The 21492-nt window shown below is 53.8% G+C and carries 20 protein-coding genes; 10 read left to right on the top strand and 10 right to left on the bottom strand.

The genetic code is table 11. The features are described from left to right. Window positions 1–5: 5 nt before the first annotated feature. The 5 genes from ACMZ66_RS18100 to ACMZ66_RS18080 form a co-directional block, all read right to left on the bottom strand. A complete protein-coding gene (locus ACMZ66_RS18100) occupies window positions 6–614 on the bottom strand; it encodes a nucleotidyltransferase family protein (protein WP_416939320.1) in 609 nt (202 codons plus the stop codon). A gap of 13 nt (window positions 615–627) precedes the next feature. Further along, window positions 628–1623: an XdhC family protein gene (locus tag ACMZ66_RS18095; protein WP_416939319.1), complete on the bottom strand. Its 996-nt coding sequence runs from the start codon at window positions 1621–1623 to the stop codon at window positions 628–630. Window positions 1624–1712: 89 nt separating this feature from the next. Continuing rightward, entirely contained in the window at window positions 1713–3881 is a 2169-nt protein-coding gene (locus ACMZ66_RS18090) for a molybdopterin cofactor-binding domain-containing protein (RefSeq protein ID WP_416939318.1), read from the bottom strand. Window positions 3882–3884: 3 nt separating this feature from the next. Continuing rightward, window positions 3885–4346, bottom strand: coding sequence for a (2Fe-2S)-binding protein (locus tag ACMZ66_RS18085; RefSeq protein ID WP_416939317.1), 462 nt, complete (start codon window positions 4344–4346; stop codon window positions 3885–3887). 356 nt (window positions 4347–4702) lie between these two features. Next, a complete protein-coding gene (locus tag ACMZ66_RS18080; protein WP_416939316.1) occupies window positions 4703–4936 on the bottom strand; it encodes a hypothetical protein in 234 nt (77 codons plus the stop codon). A gap of 212 nt (window positions 4937–5148) precedes the next feature. On the opposite strand from ACMZ66_RS18080, the gene ACMZ66_RS18075 reads away from it, so the two are divergent. Further along, on the top strand, window positions 5149–5586 hold the full coding sequence (locus tag ACMZ66_RS18075) for an Lrp/AsnC family transcriptional regulator (RefSeq protein WP_416939314.1): 438 nt from the start codon (window positions 5149–5151) through the stop codon (window positions 5584–5586). Between the two features lie 55 nt (window positions 5587–5641). On the opposite strand, the gene ACMZ66_RS18070 is transcribed toward ACMZ66_RS18075, so the two are convergent. Both ACMZ66_RS18070 and nspC read right to left on the bottom strand, forming a co-directional pair. Then, entirely contained in the window at window positions 5642–6883 is a 1242-nt protein-coding gene (locus ACMZ66_RS18070; RefSeq protein WP_416939312.1) for a saccharopine dehydrogenase NADP-binding domain-containing protein, read from the bottom strand. 78 nt (window positions 6884–6961) lie between these two features. Then, window positions 6962–8059, bottom strand: a complete 1098-nt coding sequence (gene nspC / locus ACMZ66_RS18065; protein WP_416939310.1) for a carboxynorspermidine decarboxylase — start codon at window positions 8057–8059, stop codon at window positions 6962–6964. A 588-nt stretch (window positions 8060–8647) separates the two neighbouring features. Between nspC and ACMZ66_RS18060 the strand changes: the two genes are divergently transcribed. Then, entirely contained in the window at window positions 8648–9136 is a 489-nt protein-coding gene (locus tag ACMZ66_RS18060; protein WP_416939308.1) for a VOC family protein, read from the top strand. Here the strand turns inward: ACMZ66_RS18060 and ACMZ66_RS18055 are convergent, their stop codons facing one another. Continuing rightward, on the bottom strand, window positions 9137–9928 hold the full coding sequence (locus ACMZ66_RS18055) for a substrate-binding domain-containing protein (RefSeq protein ID WP_416939306.1): 792 nt from the start codon (window positions 9926–9928) through the stop codon (window positions 9137–9139). Then, a complete protein-coding gene (locus tag ACMZ66_RS18050; protein ID WP_416939304.1) occupies window positions 9880–10170 on the bottom strand; it encodes a LacI family DNA-binding transcriptional regulator in 291 nt (96 codons plus the stop codon). The genes ACMZ66_RS18055 and ACMZ66_RS18050 overlap by 49 nt, the downstream gene beginning before the upstream one ends. 176 nt (window positions 10171–10346) lie before the next feature. Between ACMZ66_RS18050 and ACMZ66_RS18045 the strand changes: the two genes are divergently transcribed. The 5 genes from ACMZ66_RS18045 to ACMZ66_RS18025 all read left to right on the top strand — a co-directional run bounded on the left by ACMZ66_RS18045 (window position 10347) and on the right by ACMZ66_RS18025 (window position 16319). Then, window positions 10347–11900, top strand: coding sequence for a sugar ABC transporter ATP-binding protein (locus ACMZ66_RS18045; RefSeq protein ID WP_416939302.1), 1554 nt, complete (start codon window positions 10347–10349; stop codon window positions 11898–11900). Further along, window positions 11893–12909 carry an ABC transporter permease gene (locus ACMZ66_RS18040; protein WP_416939300.1) on the top strand — a complete coding sequence of 339 codons (1017 nt, stop codon included), beginning with the start codon at window positions 11893–11895 and terminating at the stop codon, window positions 12907–12909. Before ACMZ66_RS18045 ends, ACMZ66_RS18040 begins: the two co-directional genes overlap by 8 nt. A gap of 63 nt (window positions 12910–12972) precedes the next feature. After that, a complete protein-coding gene (locus ACMZ66_RS18035) occupies window positions 12973–13929 on the top strand; it encodes an ABC transporter substrate-binding protein (protein WP_416939299.1) in 957 nt (318 codons plus the stop codon). 113 nt (window positions 13930–14042) lie between these two features. Beyond that, complete coding sequence (locus tag ACMZ66_RS18030; RefSeq protein ID WP_416939297.1) at window positions 14043–15098, top strand: sugar phosphate isomerase/epimerase family protein; 1056 nt, start codon at window positions 14043–14045, stop codon at window positions 15096–15098. A gap of 57 nt (window positions 15099–15155) precedes the next feature. Continuing rightward, the gene (locus ACMZ66_RS18025) at window positions 15156–16319 is read left to right on the top strand and encodes a Gfo/Idh/MocA family protein (protein WP_416939296.1); all 1164 of its coding nucleotides are present in this window, start codon (window positions 15156–15158) and stop codon (window positions 16317–16319) included. A gap of 128 nt (window positions 16320–16447) precedes the next feature. Here ACMZ66_RS18025 and ACMZ66_RS18020 read toward each other — a convergent pair whose 3' ends face one another. Next, entirely contained in the window at window positions 16448–18022 is a 1575-nt protein-coding gene (locus ACMZ66_RS18020; RefSeq protein WP_416939294.1) for a hypothetical protein, read from the bottom strand. Window positions 18023–18461: 439 nt separating this feature from the next. Between ACMZ66_RS18020 and ACMZ66_RS18015 the strand changes: the two genes are divergently transcribed. The 3 genes from ACMZ66_RS18015 to ACMZ66_RS18005 all read left to right on the top strand — a co-directional run bounded on the left by ACMZ66_RS18015 (window position 18462) and on the right by ACMZ66_RS18005 (window position 21463). Further along, entirely contained in the window at window positions 18462–19427 is a 966-nt protein-coding gene (locus tag ACMZ66_RS18015; RefSeq protein ID WP_416939292.1) for a 2-hydroxyacid dehydrogenase, read from the top strand. Between the two features lie 207 nt (window positions 19428–19634). After that, on the top strand, window positions 19635–20792 hold the full coding sequence (locus ACMZ66_RS18010; RefSeq protein WP_416939290.1) for a TRAP transporter substrate-binding protein: 1158 nt from the start codon (window positions 19635–19637) through the stop codon (window positions 20790–20792). A gap of 98 nt (window positions 20793–20890) precedes the next feature. Further along, window positions 20891–21463, top strand: coding sequence for a TRAP transporter small permease subunit (locus tag ACMZ66_RS18005; RefSeq protein ID WP_416939288.1), 573 nt, complete (start codon window positions 20891–20893; stop codon window positions 21461–21463). Window positions 21464–21492 lie beyond the last annotated feature (29 nt).

Below are 21492 nucleotides of genomic sequence, written 5' to 3'. Positions count from 1 at the left end.
TGGCGCTAGGCCGGTTGGTGTATAACTTTCGCAAGATCATCCCGGGTATCGATATCAAGCGCTGCATTGGGAAGATCAATCGCGACCAGATTGCCTTTGTGGCTATTGATGATCTTGCGTGCGCCAATCTGCCCGGAAAGGCTAAGCAAATCATCAAAGGAGGCCTTCGGGAAGATTGCAGGCACACCCAAGCCATCGGCGTGGCGGGTTGCGACGATTTGTGTGCCGTCAAAGGCCGCGATCAATTGGTTGTAATCCTCGTCAGTCAGATTGATCTGATCACAAAGGGCGATCAGAACCCCGTCATAGCCACCATTGGTCATGACCGCCTTCATGCCACGCGCGATCGAGCTTCCCATGCCGGTCGCCCAATTGTCATTGGTGATGATGGTGATCTCTTTGCCCAGAACCGGCGCAATTTGATCGCCATAGGCTCCCAGAACGACAAAGATGTCGGGTAAGGGCAGGTGGGATAGAGCATCAAGAGCATGATGGATCATGGGTTTGCCGTTGATATCGGCAAGCTGCTTGCGCCCGCCAAAACGCGCACTTTCCCCGGCCGCCAAAAGAAGGGTGGCGAGTTTCGGGTTAGGAATGTCTGTGCGCGTCGTCATGGTCAGGATCGTATCATTCGGCGGCTTGTGCCAAGGCCGGGGCAGCAGATTGTTTAAACAGGGCCGTATGAATGCCCGATAGCATCGAAAGGGCAATGCTTTCAGGTAATTGGCCGCCAATATCAAGTCCCGCGGGGCTTGAGATATCAAACACCAGATCATTTCGCGAAAGACCCGCCTGATCCAGCACGTCGACAAACCGGTGACGCGGACCAAGGGCAGATAGATGGCGGATCGGTGCATTGCGCAGGGTCGCAAGGGCGGCAGCATCTATGCTGACCGCATGCGCCATCAGGATTACGGCATCGATCCTGTGTTTGGTCACGTAGGTCGCAAGAGCACTGTCAATTTTGCGCAGGATCGTGCCCGCATGCGGGAAATGTTCGCCCCTGGCATTGGCCGGGCGCGGATCCACTAGCGTTGTCTGCCAGCCCATCTGATGGGCAATGCCAATCACTGGGCGGGCATCAATGCCACCACCGATGATCAGAATATGCGGTTCAGGCTGGATGGTCGTGACCAGCCAGTTTCCATCTTCGCGGTTTTCGATATGGGCTGGGCGCTGGCCATGCACCATGCCGGGTTCGAAATAGCCTTCGACTGCGTCGATTTTTTGGAAATAAATGCCGCTTTGGCGTTTGCGCAGGGCGTTGTAAAGATCGCCCAAGCCCAGATCGTTTTCGGCACTAAGCGGTTGAAGCATAATATAGACCGTGCCGCCGCAGCCAACGCCAAGCTTGAACGACAGATCATCTTCGTCATTGCCGTCATAAGTCAGCATGACAGGACGACCGGTGACCATGGCGCGCCGTGCATTGCGGATGATATCGGCTTCAAGACAACCGCCGCTGAGCAGTCCGAATTGTTGTCCGTGACCATTGATCAGCATCATCGCACCAGCCTTGCGATAAGCCGAACCATCGGTGCGATAGACCGTACCCAGCACCCATTCGGTGCTGTCGCGGTTTTCCTGCCATGCGCCAAGCATTGCGGAAAGTTGGTTGGTCATATTCCTGGCCCTTTCAGCAAAAGGGTAACTGCCCGGGAAACCACGGGGTCGGGGGAAGGGGTAAGAAATGATCCCCCGGGCAGTATGCCTTACACGAAGTCGAAACCAGCTTTGGTCATGGGAAGATCCATGATCCGCTTACCGGTCTGAGCAAAGATCGCATTGGCCACGGCCGGCCCCGTCGGGGGTACGCCCGGTTCGCCAACACCGGTTGGTGCACCGTTCGAAGAAACGATGGCGACTTCGACTTCTGGCATTTCGTGATTACGAAGCATTTCGTAATCCGGGAAGTTGTACTGATCGACTTCACCGTCGGTCAGGGTAATCTCGTTGCGATAGATCGCTGACAGGGCAAAGCCAGCCCCGCCTTCCATCTGCGCACGGATGACATCGGGGTTCACGGCAACACCGCATTCAACAGCCATGAACAGCTTGTTCACATGTACGCTTGTGTCTTCGACCGTGACGTCGGCGACAACCGCGACACAGGTATTGAACGAGAAGTGGGCTGCAAAGCCGCGCTTGTCGCCTGCTTTCCAACCGGAAATCTCGCGGACAAGTTTGATGGCTTCGATCATGCGGGCCTGATTGGCGTTGGATGCATCAAGCATCGAAAGACGCATTTCAATCGGGTCTTGACCGGTTTCGGTTGCGACCATATCCATCAGGCTTTCCATCACAAAGCCGGTATGGGTGTGGCCAACCGAACGCCACCAGTTGATCGGAACCGGGGTTTCAAAGTCGCTCAGGCCAATGCCGAAATTCGGCACGTTATAAAGGCTTTCGGCAACCCCTTCGACCGAGGTCGGATCGACATCACCCTGTACCATCCCGGCAAAGGGCGTGCCTTTGACGATGGATTTGGTGGCAATGCGATGATCCCAGCCGGTGATCTTACCATCGGCGTCCACACCGATCTTGGCACGGTGGGCTGACATCGGGCGATAGTAACCACCCTTGATATCGTCTTCACGGCTCCAGACCAGTTTGACCGGGACCTTTTTGCCCGAAACGGCAAAGGCCATGGCAGCTTCGGCATTATAATCCGATGTTGCATTGGCACGACGGCCGTATGAGCCACCGGCATAAAGCGTTTTGACTTCAACCTGGGCAGGTTCAAGACCAAGGATCGCTGCAACGGTCGGGCGGGTGAAGGTCGGGAACTGGCAACCATCATGAACGCGAACGCCAAAGTCGGTCGGCTCAATCGTGCAGTTTTCCGGTTCCAGCGGCGCATGGGCCAGGAACGGGAAGGTGAACTCCGCATCGATGGTTTTCGCCGCACCGTCAAGAAGCGGTGCAACAGATGCAAGCGGTGTCTCGTGGCTGGCATCAAAGGCCGGACTATCAAGCATCGCGCGATGATCATCCATCATCTGATCGCTGCTGCGTGTTTCAGCCGCGCTGAAATCCCATTCAACCGACAGGGCATCACGTGCCTGGAACGCAGCCCAGGTGTTTTTGCCAAAGGCAACCACACCGGCCTTGTTCGGAAGCGTCTGGGCAGCGAAGAAACCACCGACTTCCTTGGCCGAGCTGTCATCAAAGGACACAACCGTGCCGCCGAATTTCGGGCTGCGCAGGATGGCGGCATAGATCATGCCAGGCAGATTGACATCCATGGCAAACATGGCGGTGCCGGTCGTCTTGCCTGTGTTGTCCTTGCGGTGCAGTTTTTCGCTTCCGATCAGCTTGAACTGATCCGGGGTTTTGACAGCCGGTTTTTCGACCGCTTCCATCGTCGCGGCAGCGGCAACGAATTCACCGAAATGACCGGATTTGGAGCCTGACTTGATCATGCCGTTTTCCACGGTGATTGATCCGGCATCCACGCCCCAGCTATCAGCAGCAGCACGAACCAGAAGATCACGCGCAGCAGCACCGGCTTCGCGATACTGCATAAACGAGTTGGCGATTGACGTTGAACCACCGGTCCCCTGCGCGCCAAAGAACAGGTTCTTGTAGCGTTCAACATCGGCCGGTGCGAAATCGATCTCGACTGCATCCCAGTCAGCGTCGAGTTCTTCGGCGACCAGTGTGGTCAGACCGGTGGTCGTGCCCTGACCCATTTCGAAATGTTTGATGATGACCGTGACGACGCCGTTTGAGTCGATTTTGACAAACGGGTTCATGTCAGTGGCAACTGCGGCCATATCGCCAGCAGCAAGGACACCCTTGGCATTCAAACCGACCAGAAGGGCGGTTGTGCCAGCAGCCGTTCCTTTCAGGAAGCCGCGACGTGATACATTGATGGTCATGGCTTAGGCCTCCAGCTTTTCAGATGCGAGCTTGACGGCTTCGTTGATGCGCACATAGGTCACGCAACGACAGGCATTGCCATCCATGTAATCGCGGATTTCCTCATCGGTCGGCTTGGGGTTTTCGGTCAGAAGGCCAATGGCCGACATGATCTGACCGGATTGGCACCAGCCGCACTGCACGACATCTTTTTCCTGCCATGCGGCCTGAACCGCCTTGGCAACCTTGTTGGTTGCGCCTTCGATGGTGGTGATTTCGGTATCAACCGCATCCTCGACAAAGGTCTGACAGGAACGGGTCGGGTAACCGTCCACATGCACGGTACAGGCACCGCAATAGGCAACACCACAGCCAAACTTCGTGCCGGTAAGTTGCAGTTCGTCGCGCAAAACCCAAAGCAGCGGGGTGCCGGGTTCGGCATCAACGGTACGGGACTCTCCATTGATCTTAAGCTGATATTGCATGACCGCCTCATCTCTCTCTTGGCTTGTTATGCCGGATCATCGCCCAGGGTTAGGTAACCAAGCGGTAAACGCCCAAAGCGCGTGGTTTGGTGCAGAAGTGATGGCGATGGTCCTGCCATCAGATCGGCTGGGCGCAGGGCTTATATGGGCAGTTTGCCAAGGGATTTAAGGTGTGCGGATGGCGTGTCCGACATGGCTGTCTTCTGGCTTGCGGCATCTAACGGTAGGGACCGGTGCAATGACATTTTCGTGAAGCTGAGAAAAACAAAAAGCCTGCCGGTGCATGGGACACCGACAGGCTTTTAAGGTTGGTCTGTCAGGTGGGGCGCCTTCAGACCATTTCGTTGGGGGAGGAATTATTTCGGCAGGTGGCCATGTTCGCAGGCGAATTCGACGTCCTTGCGGGCAATGCCGATGTCTTCAAGCACTTCGCGCGGGGCGTTGCGAAGCATTTCCGCGTCACGGGCGACCTTATAGGCCAGCGCCCATTTGCGCGGGAAAAGGACGAGCCAGCGCCAGATGGTTACGCCTGATACCGGCGCTACATTGGTGGTGGCGACGAGGGATACATTTGTAAACTGTGCTGGCATGATGCTGGCTCGCTAGTTTGTTTGCTAATAAGGAGTTCAAGTTTCCTTCGAACCCACAAACAATTTACGCCTCGCGTATGTGAAACGGCGCGCAAAGTTCGCAAATCCGTGCGAGATTTTCGCAAAGAATTTGCAAAAACGATTTTCTTTCGCTGGCGCGTTCCGTCATGTTTGGGTAGAGGGTGTTACATCATCGTTTGGGATATTGGACCTTGGCGGAACTCGATAAATTTGATTATCGCCTGCTTGAACTGTTGCAGGAAAACAGTCGCCTGACAGGCAATGAGCTGGCTGAGAAGGTCGGGCTTTCGTCTGCGGCATGTTTGCGTCGTGTGCAGCGCCTGCGCGAGACTGGCGTGATTGAACGCGATGTTGCGATTGTCTCACCCAAGGTATTTGGCAAGAAGATGATGGTGATCGTGCTTCTGACCATGGAGCGCGACCGACCCGATCGTTACATGCTGATGCGCGAAGAATTCGCCAAGATGCCAGAAGTGGTGCAGTGCCATCACGTGACCGGGGCGCACGACTTTGTTCTGCGCATACAGGTCAGCGACATGGAAGAGTACAGCGCCTTTGTCGACCGGGTGTTTCATGAACCCTATATCAAGCGTTATGAAAGCCTTGCGGTCCTTGGGTCGCTGAAATGAAAAATGGCGGGGATTTCCCCGCCATTTTCGTTATCTGCTTATGCGCTGCGTCGACTTAGGAAAAGTCGAGTGCGCGGTCGCCATTGGCATCCTTGATGCGGGTCGGAAGACCCATGCCGTTCAGCAAGTTCAGGAACGGTTTGGCTGGCAGGTCTTCGACGTTTGCCATCTTCTTCACGTCCCATTCGCCCGTTGCGATCAGCATTGCCGCTGCGACCGGCGGAACACCGGCGGTATAGGAAATGCCCTGGCTGCCGACTTCGTTGTAGGCATCCTTGTGATCCGCGACGTTATAGATCAGGACTTCGGTTTCCTTGCCGTCCTTGGTGCCCTTGACCAGATCACCAATGCAGGTCTTGCCGGTATAATCCGGTGCAAGCGAGCTTGGATCGGGCAGGCAGGCCTTAACGACCTTAAGCGGCACAACTTCAAGGCCCTCGGCGGTCGTGACCGGCTTCTCGGACAGAAGGCCGATATTTTTCAGGACCGTGAAGACATTGACGTAGTGATCGCCAAAGCCCATCCAGAAACGCACATTCGGAACGTCAAGGTTCTGGGACAAGGAATGAACTTCGTCATGACCGGTCATGAAGGTCTGGCTTTCGCCAACAACCGGCATGTCCCAGATCTTTTTGACTTCGAACATCTTGTTCGACTGCCACTTGCTGTCCTGCCAGGAATAAACCGTGCCGGTAAATTCGCGGAAGTTGATTTCCGGGTCGAAGTTGGTGGCAAAGTATTTGCCGTGGCTGCCAGCATTGATGTCGATGATGTCGATCGAGTTAATCTTGTCGAAGTAATCTTCAACAGCAAGTTTGGCATAGGCGTTCACAACGCCCGGATCGAAACCAACGCCGAGGATCGCGGTCGTGCCAGCGGCTTCGCATTCTTCGCGGCGCTTCCATTCATAGTTTGCGTACCATGGCGGGTTTTCGCAAATCTTGTCCTGCTCTTCATGGATTGCGGTGTCGAGATAGGCGACACCGGTTTTGATGCAGGCCGACATGACCGGCATGTTGATGAAGGCAGAGCCGACATTGATGACGATCTCGACACCGGTCTTTTCGATCAGGGCAGCAGTTGCATCAACATCCGTTGCATCCAGCGCGTGACCTTCAAGAACGCCCGGGTTCTTCAGGTTTTTCTTTTTATGGATGCTGTCGATGATTGCCTGGCACTTTGCAGCCGTACGCGATGCGATATGAATATCGCCCAGCACGTCATTATGCTGCGCACATTTATGTGCCACTACCTGTGCGACGCCACCTGCGCCGATAATCAGAACATTCTTTTTCATGTCGGGCCAAAAACTCCCTTGCTTTGAGAGGTGGGGATATCAATTTCCCCGGTTCGCTATGAAAAGTGCGCTTTCGATTTACGAAAGGCTCGAAACGTAGTCATCAAAGGTGAACTCGCGAATAACGCGTTCAGTTCCGTCCAGTTCCCGGATCACGATGGACGGCATGCCGACCCCGTTAAACCAGTTCTTCTTGACCATGGTGTAGCCAGCCGCATCCTGAATGGAGATACGGTCGCCTACCTTGATCTCGTTTTCGAAATCAAATTCGCCAAAAACGTCGCCAGCAAGGCATGACTTGCCGCAAATCATGTAGTGATGATCACCCGTGTTCGGCAGCACCTTGGCATTTTCGCGATAGATCAGAAGATCAAGCATGTGTGCCTCGATCGAGCTATCAACGATGGCAAGGTTTTTGCCGTTAAACAGGGTATCAAGTACGGTGACCTCAAGGGTCGTGCTTTTCGTGATCGATGCTTCGCCCGGCTCAAGATAAACCTGCACGCCGAACTTCTCGGCAAACGCCTTAAGACGCGCACAGAATTTATCGAGCGGATAGTTCTCACCGGTGAAATGGATGCCGCCGCCAAGGCTGACCCATTCAACGCGTGACAAAAGTGACCCAAACTTTTCTTCGATATTGCCCAGCATCTGATCAAACAGATCAAAGTCGGCATTTTCGCAGTTATTGTGGATCATGAAGCCCGAAATACGATCCATCACCGCTTCGACCTTGGTGACATCCCATTCACCCAGACGCGAGAACGGGCGTGCCGGATCGGCCAGATCAAAGCTAGAGGTCGAGACCTGCGGGTTCAGACGAAGACCGCGCACAATACCCGATGCCTGATCGGCAAAGCGGGTCAGCTGGCTGATCGAGTTGAAGATGATCTTGTCGGCATTTTCGATAACTTCGGCAATCTCGTCATCGGAATAGGCCACGCTATAGGCATGGGTTTCCTTGCCGAATTTCTTGCGGCCAAGTTTTACCTCATGAAGCGACGAGGACGTCGTGCCATCCATATATTCCGACATGAAGTCAAAGACCGACCAGGTCGCAAAGCATTTAAGGGCAAGCAGCGCCTTGGCACCGGAATGTTCGCGCACATAGGCGATCTTTTCCATGTTGCTTAGCAGCTTGGACTTATCGATCAAATAATAGGGCGTTGCGGGCATAGGCGGCTCTCTACAACTATGTCACGGGGATTTGCGAAGAAATCGGATCGGCATCAAACGCCTGTTTTCCGGGTTTGGCAGCAGTCAGAAGACTGATAGGACGCGATGGGCGACTAGTGATCAGCCTGACGGTGCGTCATCCAATAGACAGAGACAGATAAACTGTATTCATTCATCACTTCATCTCCATCCGTTTGGGTTGCCAAAGACGGTCACGTTTATAAGTCATGACCGTACGCGATCTTACGTATCTGCCGCGACCCAATAGCAGCGGGGGGCAGGGCGGTCAATACTGCAATGACCCTTATGTAATGCGATTTCGCTGTTACATGCATGTTGTGGTTTCGTGACGCTTTGATCTGGCGACCATCGCATTGATTTTGGTTTGTAATTCACCATCTGTTCAATATGGGCGAGCGCTTGGAAAAACATGCTCGTTCCGGCGGTAAACACGCCCCAATTGACTGTTGAGTGTGACACTTAAACCACTGGCATTCAATGATTCGGCTTTTGGAAGCATTCCATGGCTGGATCAAAAGCCGGACGTGAACGTTGGGGTGGTAAGGATAATGAAAGACGGAGGGGGCCATGTCACCTGCACCGGTCAGTGTAGATCATCTTGCTTTTCCGACCCGCGATCTGGAAGCCACCGATCATTTTTATTCCAAGGTGGTGGGCGCGAAACTTGTTCATGCCGAAAGCGGCTATAGCCCGTCCTGGAAAAGCGATTATTTGCTCATTACCTATGCGTTGCCCGATGGCACGCGGTTATCCTTCTTTGACTGGCCAGCAGATACCGGTCCGTATCCCGACGATCCCGAAATGCCCGATGATGTGTTTCACATTGGCCTTCGCTGCGAGGCAGCACGCGATGTGATTGCCTGGCAGAACCATCTGTTCCAGCACAAGGTTGTCTATCATAACGAGGATGATGGCGTTTCCAGACGCCTGTTTATCCGCGATCCCAATGGCATCCGGTTTGAGATCTTTGCATCGGACACAGCAAAATCCCGTAACGATCACGAAGACAAAGCCCGTGCGGTTGTCGGCGAATGGCGCAAGATTGCCGGAAGCTGATCAGCTTCTCGGGCAGGGACCACTGCTTTGGCGGATAATCAGTTCGGTCGGAACGATCACGGGGCCGCTATCGCGTTGCTCAAGCGGTCCCTTTGCCCCCAGACGATCCAATAGCAAGGTAATCGCCTGTTCACCCAACCTGCGGCGGGGTTGACGCACCGTTGTGATCGGCGGGTCATAGGCCGCGGCATGCGGGATATCGTCAAAACCAACGACAGAAACATCTTCGGGGATGCGCAGGCCATATTCCTTGGCAGCAACAATCACACCGATTGCCATGCCGTCACTGGCGCAGAAGACTGCGGTGGGGCGTGTTTCGGCATCACCCAGCAATGCGCGGCCTGCGGCAATCCCGGAATCGATTGAGAAATCACCGCGATAAATCAGGTTCTGATCAATCTCGATCCCGGCCGTGGTCAATGCCCGGCGATAGCCCGCGACACGGTCGGTCGTCAGGATATTTCCCGACGGGCCGCTGACATGGGCGATGCGCGTGTGACCCAGTTCGGTCAAATGACTTGTGGCGATAAAGGATGCCTCGTCATTATCAATGATCACGGTCGGCAATGCGCAGCCCGGAATGCGCTCACAGGCAATGACCACGGGCGGTGTTGCATTGGTCGGTGCATTGGCAAGCGGGGCCGGCAAACGACCATTAAGCAAAATCATCGCATCGGCCTGGTTGCTGCGCAGATAGGCCGCATAGGTTGCTTCGCGTTCGGGATCGTTTTGCGTGTCACCGATCAGAACGTTATAGCCCGCCTGGCTGGCGCCTTTTTCAATTCCTGACAAATCGCTGAAAAGAAAGGGTTTCCGATATCGGGAACCAGCAAAAGGATCATGCCAGAACGGTTCAAGCGCAGGTTTCTGGCCATGACATTGGCGGTATAGCCGGTCGCGGCGATTGCCGTTTGCACTTTTTCCCGGGTGGTTTCGGACACCACATCGGGTTTGTGCAAGGCCCGGCTGACAGTGGCGATAGACACCCCTGCATGGCGGGCAACATCTTCAATCGTCGCGATTTTTTCACTCATGCTTCTTCCTACTCCGCCGGTCACAGGCTGTCCAGCGGCATTCACTGCGCTTCATTAAGGAGTGATTTTGGTCACTTAATCGAAAATGTAAAGGTTTACATTCAAAATGAAAACGTTTACACAGGAGTGAATAAGCAGTGGATCGCAAGAAATGCGACGCTAGGGAGGATAAATTCATGACGGATGCGGCCGTTCACGCCGTTAATCCCGATCAACAGGCGCGCATTCGCCTGTCCGGTCGGCAGATTTGCAAGTCATTTGGATCGGCACAGGTGCTGTTCGATGTTTCCATCGATCTGCATGCGGGCGAGGTCCATGCCCTTTTGGGTGAAAATGGCGCGGGTAAATCGACGCTTGTCAAAATCCTTTCTGGCTATCATCAGCCCACCAGTGGCGAGCTGATCCTTGATCAGTCCGCGGTCAGCTTCGAAGACAGTGAAGTCGGCGAAAACCACGGCGTGATCCTGATCCATCAGGAACTGAACCTTGCCGAACAGCTGACCGTTGAGGAAAACATCTTTTTGGGTCGCGAGATCAAACGCGGCTGGTTCCTGGATAAAACCGCAATGCGCGCAGAAGCCCGCAAGCTTCTTGATCAGCTGCAATGCGATGTCGATCCGAAAACCCGTATTCGTGATTTGTCAGTATCCGACCGCCAGATGGTCGAAATTGCCAAGGCACTGTCCAAAAAAGCCGACATCCTGATTTTGGACGAGCCAACCGCTGTTCTGACCGGGCGCGAAGTTGATATCCTGTTTGATCAGATCAAGCGGCTTCGCGAACAGGGTGTGGCGATCCTTTATATTTCCCACAAGCTTGATGAAATCAAAGCCATTGCCGACCGTGTCACGGTGCTGCGCGATGGCCGCCATATCACCAGCCAGCCGGTCGTTGATCTTGAAAAGGATGACATGGCGCGTCTGATGGTCGGGCGTGACATCAAACAGATGTTCCCCGAACGCGATGATGTGCAGGCATCTGACATTGCCCTTTCGGTACGCAATGTATCGGTCGATGGGCAAGTGCGTGACGCAAGCTTTGATCTGCGTCGCGGCGAGGTTCTTGGTTTTGCCGGGATTGTTGGCGCCGGGCGTACCGCATTGATGGAGGCCATCATTGGTCTGCGCGACCGCAGTTCTGGCGAGATTGCGCGCAACGGGGACGCTGTTCAGATCAATAGTCTTCAGGATGCCAAGAAGTGTGGCATCGCCTATCTGACCAAGGACCGCAAGGGCAGCGGGTTGCTGCTAAATATGGATATGCGGCCCAATCTGACTTTGCTGGCGTTGGAGAAATTCGGGCGTGTGATCATTGATCGCAAGGCCGAAGAAGCAGCCTTGGCATCGGCGATTGAGGCGTTTGATATCCGTGCGGCTGATCCAAAAACCAAGGTAGGTGATTTTTCCGGTGGTAATCAGCAGAAGCTTTTGCTGGCCAAGGTCATGGAAACCGACCCGGAAGTCGTGATCATCGACGAGCCGACACGCGGCATCGACATCGGCACCAAAAGCCAGATTTATCATTTCATCGGCGATCTTACCAAGCAGGGTAAATCCGTCATTCTCCTGTCTTCGGAAATGCCAGAAATGCTGGGCCTGTCTGATCGCGTCGCGGTCATGGCAGCGGGCGTGATTACCGGCATTCTCGAAGGAAACGACCGCAACGAACATGAAATCATGCGGCATGCGACAGGAATTTCAGGCAAGCAGGGAGTGTCTGTTCATGAGTAGCCTTGAGCGAACCCAGCCATCATCGTCATCGGGCGGGTTTAGCATCGACTTCAAAGCATTGGGGCCGTTTCTTGCCCTGGTTGGCTTGTTCGTGCTGGGAACGGCGATCAATGAAGCGTTCCTGAGTGGCGGCAACCTTGCCAACATCTTCACCCGTGCGGCCTTTATCGGCATCATCGCGGTCGGTGCAACCTTTGTCATTACCGCAGGCGGAATTGATCTTTCGGTTGGCTCGATGGCGGCCTTTATTTCCGGTGCGATGATTGTCGTGATGAACACGCTGGTCGCGACACTGGGGGCTGGTATTGAAACGGTTCTGATCGGGGTGTTGCTCAGCATTGTATTGGGTGTTGGTGCCGGGGCGATCAACGGATTGGTCAGTACCAAGGGCAAGATCGAAGCGTTTATCGTGACACTTGGCACCATGGGCATTTACCGATCGCTTGTGACCTATATGGCCGATGGCGGGACCCTGTCGCTTGATTTTGAAATGCGCGGTGTCTATCGCCCGGTTTATTACGGCGATGTGCTGGGCATTCCGGTGCCGGTGTTGGTGTTCTTTGCCGTGGCTGTCGCAGGCTATGTGTTGCTTAACATGACGCCGTTTGGCCGGAAATGCTTTGCCATTGGTTCGAACGAACAAGTCGCGCGCTATTCGGCGATCCATGTTGATCGCATCAAGACGCTTACTTATGTGATCCAGGGACTTTGTGTTTCGCTTGCGACCATCATTTATGTTCCGCGCCTTGGCTCTGCCTCAAGCTCGACCGGGGTTTTGTGGGAACTTGAAGCCATCGCAGCTGTGATCATTGGCGGCACCATGCTTAAGGGCGGCTATGGCCGGATCTGGGGCACGGTTGTTGGTGCGATCATGCTGACCACGATTGGCAATATTCTGAATTTGACGGATGCGATCAGCAACTATCTGAACGGAGCGGTTCAGGGTCTGATCATCATCGTTGCCGTCTTCCTGCAGCGCGGGGATTGGCGACGCAAAAAGAGCAAATAACCGGCGATCAACGACCGGGGTGAATGTGAAAACGCATCATTTTTTGATCAGGAGGAAACGTTAATGAAAACGTTTACAAAATATCTGGGGGCTGCCTGTGTCTTGGGCCTTGGACTTGCGTCGACGGGGGCATTTGCCGCTGACAAAATCAAAATCGGGGTTTCGATTCCGGCTGCAACCCATGGCTGGGCAGGTGGTCTGAACTGGCACGCCGAACAGGCTGAAAAGCGTATCGAGGCAACCTACCCGAATATCGACGTGATTGTGGTCAGTGCGAATGGTGCATCTGAACAAGCCAACGATCTTGAAGATCTGGTATCGGTTCAGGATATCGACGCACTTGTTGTACTGCCGTTTGAATCCGATCCGCTGACCGTACCGGTCCAGCAGGTCAAACAGGCTGGCAAGTTTGTCACCGTTGTTGACCGTGGTCTTTCGATCCCGGGCATCGAGGACGTCTATGTTGCCGGTAACAACCCGGAACTGGGTCGTGTATCGGGTGAATATATCCGTGATCGTCTGAATGATCAGGGCAAGATCGTTGTTCTGCGTGGCATTCCGACCACGATCGATACCGAACGTGTGGATGCGTTTGTCGATACCCTTGATGGATCGAAAATCGAAATCCTTGATATGAAGCATGCGAACTGGAACCGCGATGATGGCTATGAAGTGATGCAGGATTTCCTGTCACGCTTCCCGAAAATCGATGCGGTCTGGGCACAGGATGATGACATCGCGCTTGGCGTGATCGAAGCCGTCAAACAGGCTGATCGTACCGATGAGATGTTCATCGTTGGTGGTGCAGGCATGAAAGACATCATCAAACGCGTGATGGATGGTGATGAACTGACCCCGATTGATGTTCTTTATCCGCCGGCAATGATTGCAACGGCAATCGACATCACGGTGATGAAGTTTACGTCTAACGCACCGGTCGAAGGTCGCTACATCCTTGGTGCAACAGTTGTCACCAAGGAAAATGCCGAGAACTTCTATTTCCCGGATAGCCCGTTCTAATCGGCTTTTGGTTGGGGCCAGCATCTTTTGCGTCGGGCGGTGCCCGCCCGACGCAGCCATTTTCCAATGAAATTCCACCGATATCCATCAGGACGCAGTCAAAGAGGTCTGAGATGAAAACGCTTAAGGGACCGGCGATCTTTCTTGCACAATTTGTAGGGGACGAGCCCCCGTTCGACAATCTTGATTCCATTGGTCGCTGGGCAGCGTCACTTGGATATAAGGGTGTGCAAATCCCAAGCTGGGACAAGCGCCTGTTTGATGTGGAAAAAGCTGCAAGCAGCAAAGATTACTGCGACGAAATTACCGGCACTCTTGCCCAACATGGCGTGCAGGTGACCGAACTTTCCACCCATCTTCAGGGGCAGCTTGTTGCAGTTCATCCGGCCTATGATGAAATGTTTGATGGCTTTGCCGTACCCGAAGTGCGCGGCAATCGCAAAGCCCGTCAGGAATGGGCGGTTAATCAGGTCAAGGCCGCGATCAAGGCGTCAAACCATATGGGCATCAATGCGCATGCGACCTTCTCGGGTGCGCTTGCCTGGCCCTATGTCTATCCGTGGCCACAACGCCCGGCCGGGCTGGTTGAAGCCGCCTTTGACGAGCTTGCCAGGCGCTGGACACCTATCCTGAACGTGGCCGAAGATGCAGGTGTCGACGTTTGTTATGAAATCCATCCGGGCGAAGACCTGTTTGATGGTGCAACATTCGAGATGTTCCTAGAACGCGTGAACAATCATGCGCGCGCCAACATCCTTTATGATCCGAGCCACTTTGTGCTTCAGCAGCTTGATTATCTTGATTTTATCGATATTTACGCTGATCGTATTCGCATGTTCCACGTCAAGGATGCGGAGTTTAATCCGACCGGACGCCAAGGCGTTTATTCCGGCTATCAAAGCTGGGTCAACCGGGCAGGACGGTTCAGATCACTTGGCGATGGGCAGGTTGATTTTGGTGCGATTTTCTCCAAACTCGCCGCCATTGATTTTGATGGCTGGGCCGTGCTGGAATGGGAATGCGCGCTCAAACATCCCGAAGACGGTGCCCGTGAAGGCGCTGAGTTTATTAAGAACCATATCATTCGTGTGACCGAAAAGGCCTTTGATGATTTTGCCGATGGCGGCACGGACGAGGCGGCCAATCGCCGCATCCTTGGTCTGGACTGATCGGGCCGCTGACCATCACGCCATCCATATACAGACACAAGACATCTGGAGACAGACATGAGCAATCCTTCAAATCCCGGTCGTCGTATCCGCCTTGGCATGGTTGGTGGCGGGCAGGGGGCCTTTATCGGCGCGGTCCATCGCATCGCGGCCCGGCTTGATGATCGCTATGAATTGGTCGCGGGAGCGTTGTCGTCCAAACCCGATGTCGCTGCCGCATCAGCCGCCGAATTGTTCATAGCACCCGATCGCAGCTATGACAGCTTTGAAGCAATGGCACGGGCTGAAGCAGAACGTGAAGACGGCATTGATGTCTGCGCGATTGTCACGCCGAATCATCTGCATTTCCCGGCAACCATGGCGATGCTGGATGCCGGTATTCACGTGATTTGTGACAAGCCACTTTGCCTGACCGTGGACGAGGCAGAGCAAATCCAGAAAAAAGTCGAACAGACCGGACTTCTGTTTGCCTTAACGCATAATTACACCGCCTATCCGATGGTGCGCGAAGCCCGCAAAATGGTTGCCGATGGCAAGCTTGGTGATATCCGACTGGTTCAGGTCGAATATCCGCAAGGCTGGATGGCGACCCGCGTTGAAGACACCGATAACAAGCAGGCAAGCTGGCGTGCTGATCCGGCAAAGGCTGGCATGGGTGGCGCACTTGGCGATATCGGTACCCACGCACATAACTTGGCCGAGTTCGTCTCGGGACTAGAAATCAGCGAACTATGTGCGGATGTCGATGCCATCGTTAAGGGCCGCAAGCTTGATGACAATGTACAGATCTTGCTGCGTTACGAAAATGGCGCACGTGGCATGCTTTGGGCAAGCCAGGTTGCGGTGGGCCATGAAAACGGTCTGCGCTTGCGCGTTTATGGTGACAAGGGCGGGATTGAATGGGCGCAGGAACATCCCAACCATCTGCATTTCCGTCCGCTTGAAGGCCGCCCGGAACTGATGACGCGCGGTGGTGCGGGCATCGGTGCCGAAGGCCTTCGGGGCGTACGCGTCCCGCCGGGGCATCCGGAAGGTTATCTTGAAGGTTTCGCCAACCTTTACACCGATTTCGCCGATCAGCTGATCGCCCATATCAACGGCACGGCACCGGATCCGGCATCGCTTCTTGTACCCGGCGTGATTGAGGGTCTTAAGGGCATGAAATTTGTTGAGGCCGTCGTTCGATCCGGTCGGGACGGGGCCGTTTGGGTCAAAATGTGATCAATCCTCATATTCGGGAAATCTGGGGATTTCCGGGCATGAGAAGACAACATTGAAACGGTTCTTCCCGACCGACGTCTTGTCGGCCGCATTGCCGCTGCCTTTTGGGCAGCGGCTTTTTTTATCGCTCAGCTTTTAACGAATTCCTTGCCATCGATGGTCAGTACCCGCCCATTAAACGTGCAATCTGCACTACCATTTGGGATGGATGTGCGTTGAAGGATAGCCCCTGATCCAGCGTCGGAATATATACCTTCGCCGTAATCAAAACTGATGCTGTTGGCAGAGGTGTTGAAATAGAAGTCGATGTCGAATTGATATTCGCTACCATATGTCCGCTGACGGAAATGTCCGCTGCCGCTTCCTGATCCGTTCATGTCGTATGATGTCAGGCCATTGTCGGCGGTGAAGGTGCCGGTAGCAGTCGTGCAGTCATCGCGCTTTTGTGGTGCTACAGCTTCGTTTGCGGTCTGCAAAGATTCGGCAAGATCCCTTGCTTCTGCGAAGGCCTGGGCGGCCGCCAGTTCTTCAATTCGTTTATCTTCGAGGCGTTGACGCTCAAGTTCTGCAAGGCGTTTGTCTTCGGCGATTTTGGCATTCAATTCAGCTTCGGATGCCAGTTTCTCGCCTTTGTAGTAAGCGCAGGTGGACTGCACATTCGCCGAAGTCCCGCATTCACGCAGACCGATATAGCTGTCGCGGTTTGCGTAATCTGAATATTCAACCCAACTGCCATCGGTGTTGGTGTAGCGTCCCTTGCCGCTTGGATTGTCGCCGATGACCTTACCTTCCCAAAAAGAGCCGCTTAATTGGATAAGCTTGCCTGCAACAGGGACGCCTGCGTCATATTCACCGGTAAAGGTTTTGCCGTTGCCCCACCGTGTGATTTTGTTTGGCTTAAAATCCATGGTTTCTCGGTTAAGCGTGCCTGGGGTCGTGCCGCCATCAGGCAAAATGAAGGTGCCGGAGATTTCGGTCGGCGTGATTTCCGCCTTGGTAATCTTGACGATCTCTTCGCCCTTTTTGCGAATGCCGACAATGCCTTGTCCGTCGGTGCGGATTTCACCGCGCGCTTGTTCACCCCGATATTCAAGCTGCCAGCCGTCGCCACGTTGAATGACGATTGGTCCGTAAAGTTTGTCGATTTGAATGGTCTTGTCTGCGTATGGCAATATGTCAACGAACTGAGGTTGGCTTGTTTGTTTGATTGTGTCTTTGAATAGGCCGTATTCTCCGTCGAGCAAAACCATCGTACCTGCGTCAACGTTTACCGGGCCTTCAAACACAATTACCCCATCATGTTCGACGCGAACCCGATAGGTTCCCGGCCATAGTTGCGCGATATGTCGCTGACCGGGGGCGACCATCGTCGCGCTGTAGGGTTTGAAATTCGGATTGTCGATCGATCCGGTGACATACATGTTCCAGTAATCTGGCATGAGACCGTCTGGATCGACCTGAAACGACAGCACGCCCCAAGGGAGTTTTGATTTCGCCAGTTTCGGCTGCGAAGTCTGTTCGACCTTCTGCAGTTTTGACGGTGTAGATGTGCTCGAACCCGAAGAACTTGATAGTCCAGACAGCAAATCCGAACCAATGCTGGTCAAGTCCGTCGTCTGGCATCCGGCGAGCAAAAAGCTTGCAGTGAGCAACAGCGTTCCGGTGCGAAATGATGATTTGGTGCGTTTGGTGTGACCCTGCATGAAAGCCCCCTGATGCAGACCCTTGTATGCATTCATTTGGGCAGAAAACATAAATTCTGGGAAGTGAATTTACGCAGTTGTTTGCGCTTTTCGGTTGCGGCTTAAAAACGGGCATTGGCGATAATGGGCTGCCTGCAAAATTGCGATCAAACGCGATTCTCCGGCTGGGGTTGAGGGAATGTATACTTCAGGATGATGGGAGCTGGCTGGTGTAGTGATCGTGTAAGCCGGATCGCAAATTTTTCATTTTTATGAATAAAATCAAAATCTTGATGATCTTTTTGCGCGTGTTGTCTTTGGGTGATGCGACCAGTGGTTTTCCACGAAGTGAAAAAGACTTGCCGCATGGTTGATCGCCTATTGCCGGTTTTTTCGTATAGGTGTTTCCTTGGATGATAATAAATAAATCTACCTGTCAGGGAAAACCGGGAGCGTCCGCATGCCCGAGAAGCCAAAGCTTTTGATTACACGCCGTTTGCGTGATGCCGTTCAGGCGCGCGCAGCCCGTGACTATCAGCTGCTCACCAATGCCGAAGACCGCGTTTTCACGCGCGAAGAACTGATCGAGAAATGTCAGCAGGTCGATGCCGTCCTGCCATGCCATTCCGAGCATTTCTCTGCCGATGTGATTGCCGAGCTTCCCAAAAGCTTAAAGATCATCGCCAACCATTCGGTCGGTGTGGATCACGTCGATCTTGCTGCAGCCAAGGATGCCGGGATCGTTGTGACCAATACGCCTGACGTCTTGTCTGATGCGACGGCCGAGATTGCCATGCTGTGCATGTTGGGTGCTGCGCGTCGCGGGGCAGAAGGTGACGCCATGGTGCGTGCCGGAAAGTGGGATTTCTGGTCGCCGGCCTTCATGGTTGGGCGACAGGTCACTGGCAAGCGTTTCGGCGTTCTTGGGATGGGACGTGTAGGGCAGGTTGCGGCCGAACGTGCGCGTGGTTTTGGAATGATAGTTCACTACCACAATCGTCAGCCATTGCCCGATTATCTGGCAAAGGGTGCTGTGTTCCATGACAGCATCGAAAGCCTTTTGGCAAATTCTGATGTCTTGTCATTGCATTGCCCGTCAACGCCGGAAACCAAGGGCATCATCAATGATGACACGATTGCCATGCTGCCTGATCGCGCCATTCTGGTGAATACGGCACGCGGCAACCTTGTGGATGAGGATGCGCTTGTGCGGGCGCTTGAAAGTGGAAAGCTGTTTGCCGCGGGCTTGGATGTTTTTTGTAACGAACCCGGTGGAAATCAACGTATTAGCGCGTTGAAAAACGTATTTTTGTTGCCACATATAGGCTCCGCGACTGAAGAAACGCGCGATGCCATGGGCTTCAGAGCGCTTGATAACCTAGATGCATATTTTCAGGGACGTGAACCCGGTGACCGGGTGGCGTAAGAAGGCGGAAAGCCGCCGGAATTCAGTTAGTTCAAAGCTTTAACAATAACAAAATGCGTGCCGTTTTTTGGGTCCCGAAGCGGGATAAGCGCATTCAAGGTGATCTTCGATATTGAGGTCAGGGGCTTTTGAAGGCTGACAGTTATCGTTCGTTTTCCGGCAATGGTTGTCGGGCAATGACGGTAAATCTGGGAGGAAATAATGGATATGAATACCAAGTCTGAAGACGTGAAGTCCAAGGAAGTATCCCGTCGTTCGTTCCTTACCAAAGGTGCGACCGGTGTGGTTGCCGGCGGTGCAGCAGCATCAGGGCTGTTTGCAGCACCAGCCGTTCACGCACAGCCAGCACCGATGGTGCTGAAAATGCAGACTTCCTGGTCGTCGTCCGACATCTGGATGACGTTCGCGCAGCAATATGTTGATCGTGTTGAAGCCATGTCTGGCGGTCGTCTGAAAATCGACCTTCTACCAGCCGGTGCCGTTGTCGCCGCCTTCCAGGTTCTGGATGCAGTTAACGATGGCCTGATTGATATCGCCCATTCCGTTCCGGTTTACTGGTACGGTAAGAACAAAGCAGCGTCGCTGTTTGGTACCGGTCCGGTCTTTGGTGGTTCTGCAACCACCATGCTGAGCTGGTTCTATGCCGGTGGCGGTGAAGAGTTCTATCGTGAACTGACCCAGGATGTGATGGGTCTTGATGTTGTTGGTCTTCTTGGCTTCCCGATGCCGGCACAGCCGTTCGGTTGGTTCAAGGGTCAGGTCAACACTGTTGCTGACATTCAAGGCTTCAAATACCGCACCGTTGGTCTGGCAGCAGACCTTCTGCAGTCGATGGGCATGTCTGTTGCACAGCTTCCGGGCGGCGAGATCGTGCCTGCCATGGAACGTGGTGTGATCGACGCATTCGAATTCAACAACCCGTCGTCTGACATGCGCTTTGGCGCACAGGATGTTGCGAAGAACTACTATCTGTCTTCGTACCACCAGGCATCGGAAAGCTTCGAGTTCCTGTTCAGTAAATCGATGCTTGATGATCTTGAGCCGGATCTGCAGGCGATCCTGCGTCACGCGGTTGAAGCAGCTTCGACCTCGAACACCGCACTTGCGATGGACAACTATTCTGCTGACTTGCAGAAACTGCAGTCCGAAGGTGTTGAAGTCCACCGTACGTCGAAAGACATCCTCAATGGTCAGCTTGATGCGTGGGATAAACTGATCCCGACCCTTGAAGAAGATCCGTTCATGAAGCGTGTTCTTGATAGCCAGCGCGCATGGGTTGAGCGCGTAACCTACTACGAACTGATGAACTCGCCTGACTATGTGCTCGCATATGATCACTACTTCCCGGGCAAACTGAAACTCTGATCACCTGACAGGTATTCAGTGTCTCAATGATCCTGACTGCTCCGTTGGTCCACCCTTGGGACTGGCGGAGCAGTCAATACGCGAACGGACAGGATTTCATGATCGGATTTATTGAATTCGCGGACAAACTGTCAGCCTGGTTTGGCAAGGCCTTCGGCTGGCTGATCATCCTTATGACGCTTGGTATGAGCTATGAGGTGATCTCGCGATACTTATTTAATGCACCAACCACCTGGTCACTTGACGTGTCCTTTATCATGTATGGCACGCTGTTCATGATGGGTGGGGCTTATACCCTGTCACGTGGCGGGCATGTACGCGGCGATTTCCTTTATCGCCTGTGGAAGCCAACGACCCAGGCCAAGGTTGACCTGGTTTTATACATCTTCTTCTTCTTCCCCGGTGTGACCGCACTGATCCTGGCGGGTTGGAAATATGCCGCCCGGTCGTTCGGATACGGCGAAGTAAGTGTGAACAGCCCGGCGGGTGTTCCGATCTTTCAATTCAAGGCGGTGATTGTCGCGGCCGGTATTCTTTTGTTCATCCAGGGCATCGCGCAGGTGATGCGCTGCATTCTGTGTATCCGTGAAGGGTACTGGCGCAATGCAGATGATGACGTTGAAGAAACCGAAGAGCTGCTGATGAAACAGCGCGTGGTCAAAGAAGACTGAGCAATGACAGTCTTGGGTCCATACGCGAT

Origin of the sequence: Thalassospira sp. (assembly GCF_048059015.1) — a bacterium.
GTDB lineage: Bacteria > Pseudomonadota > Alphaproteobacteria > Rhodospirillales > Thalassospiraceae > Thalassospira.
The sequence above is the reverse complement of the archived record's forward strand: the minus strand, read 5'-3'. Positions and strand labels throughout refer to the sequence as shown.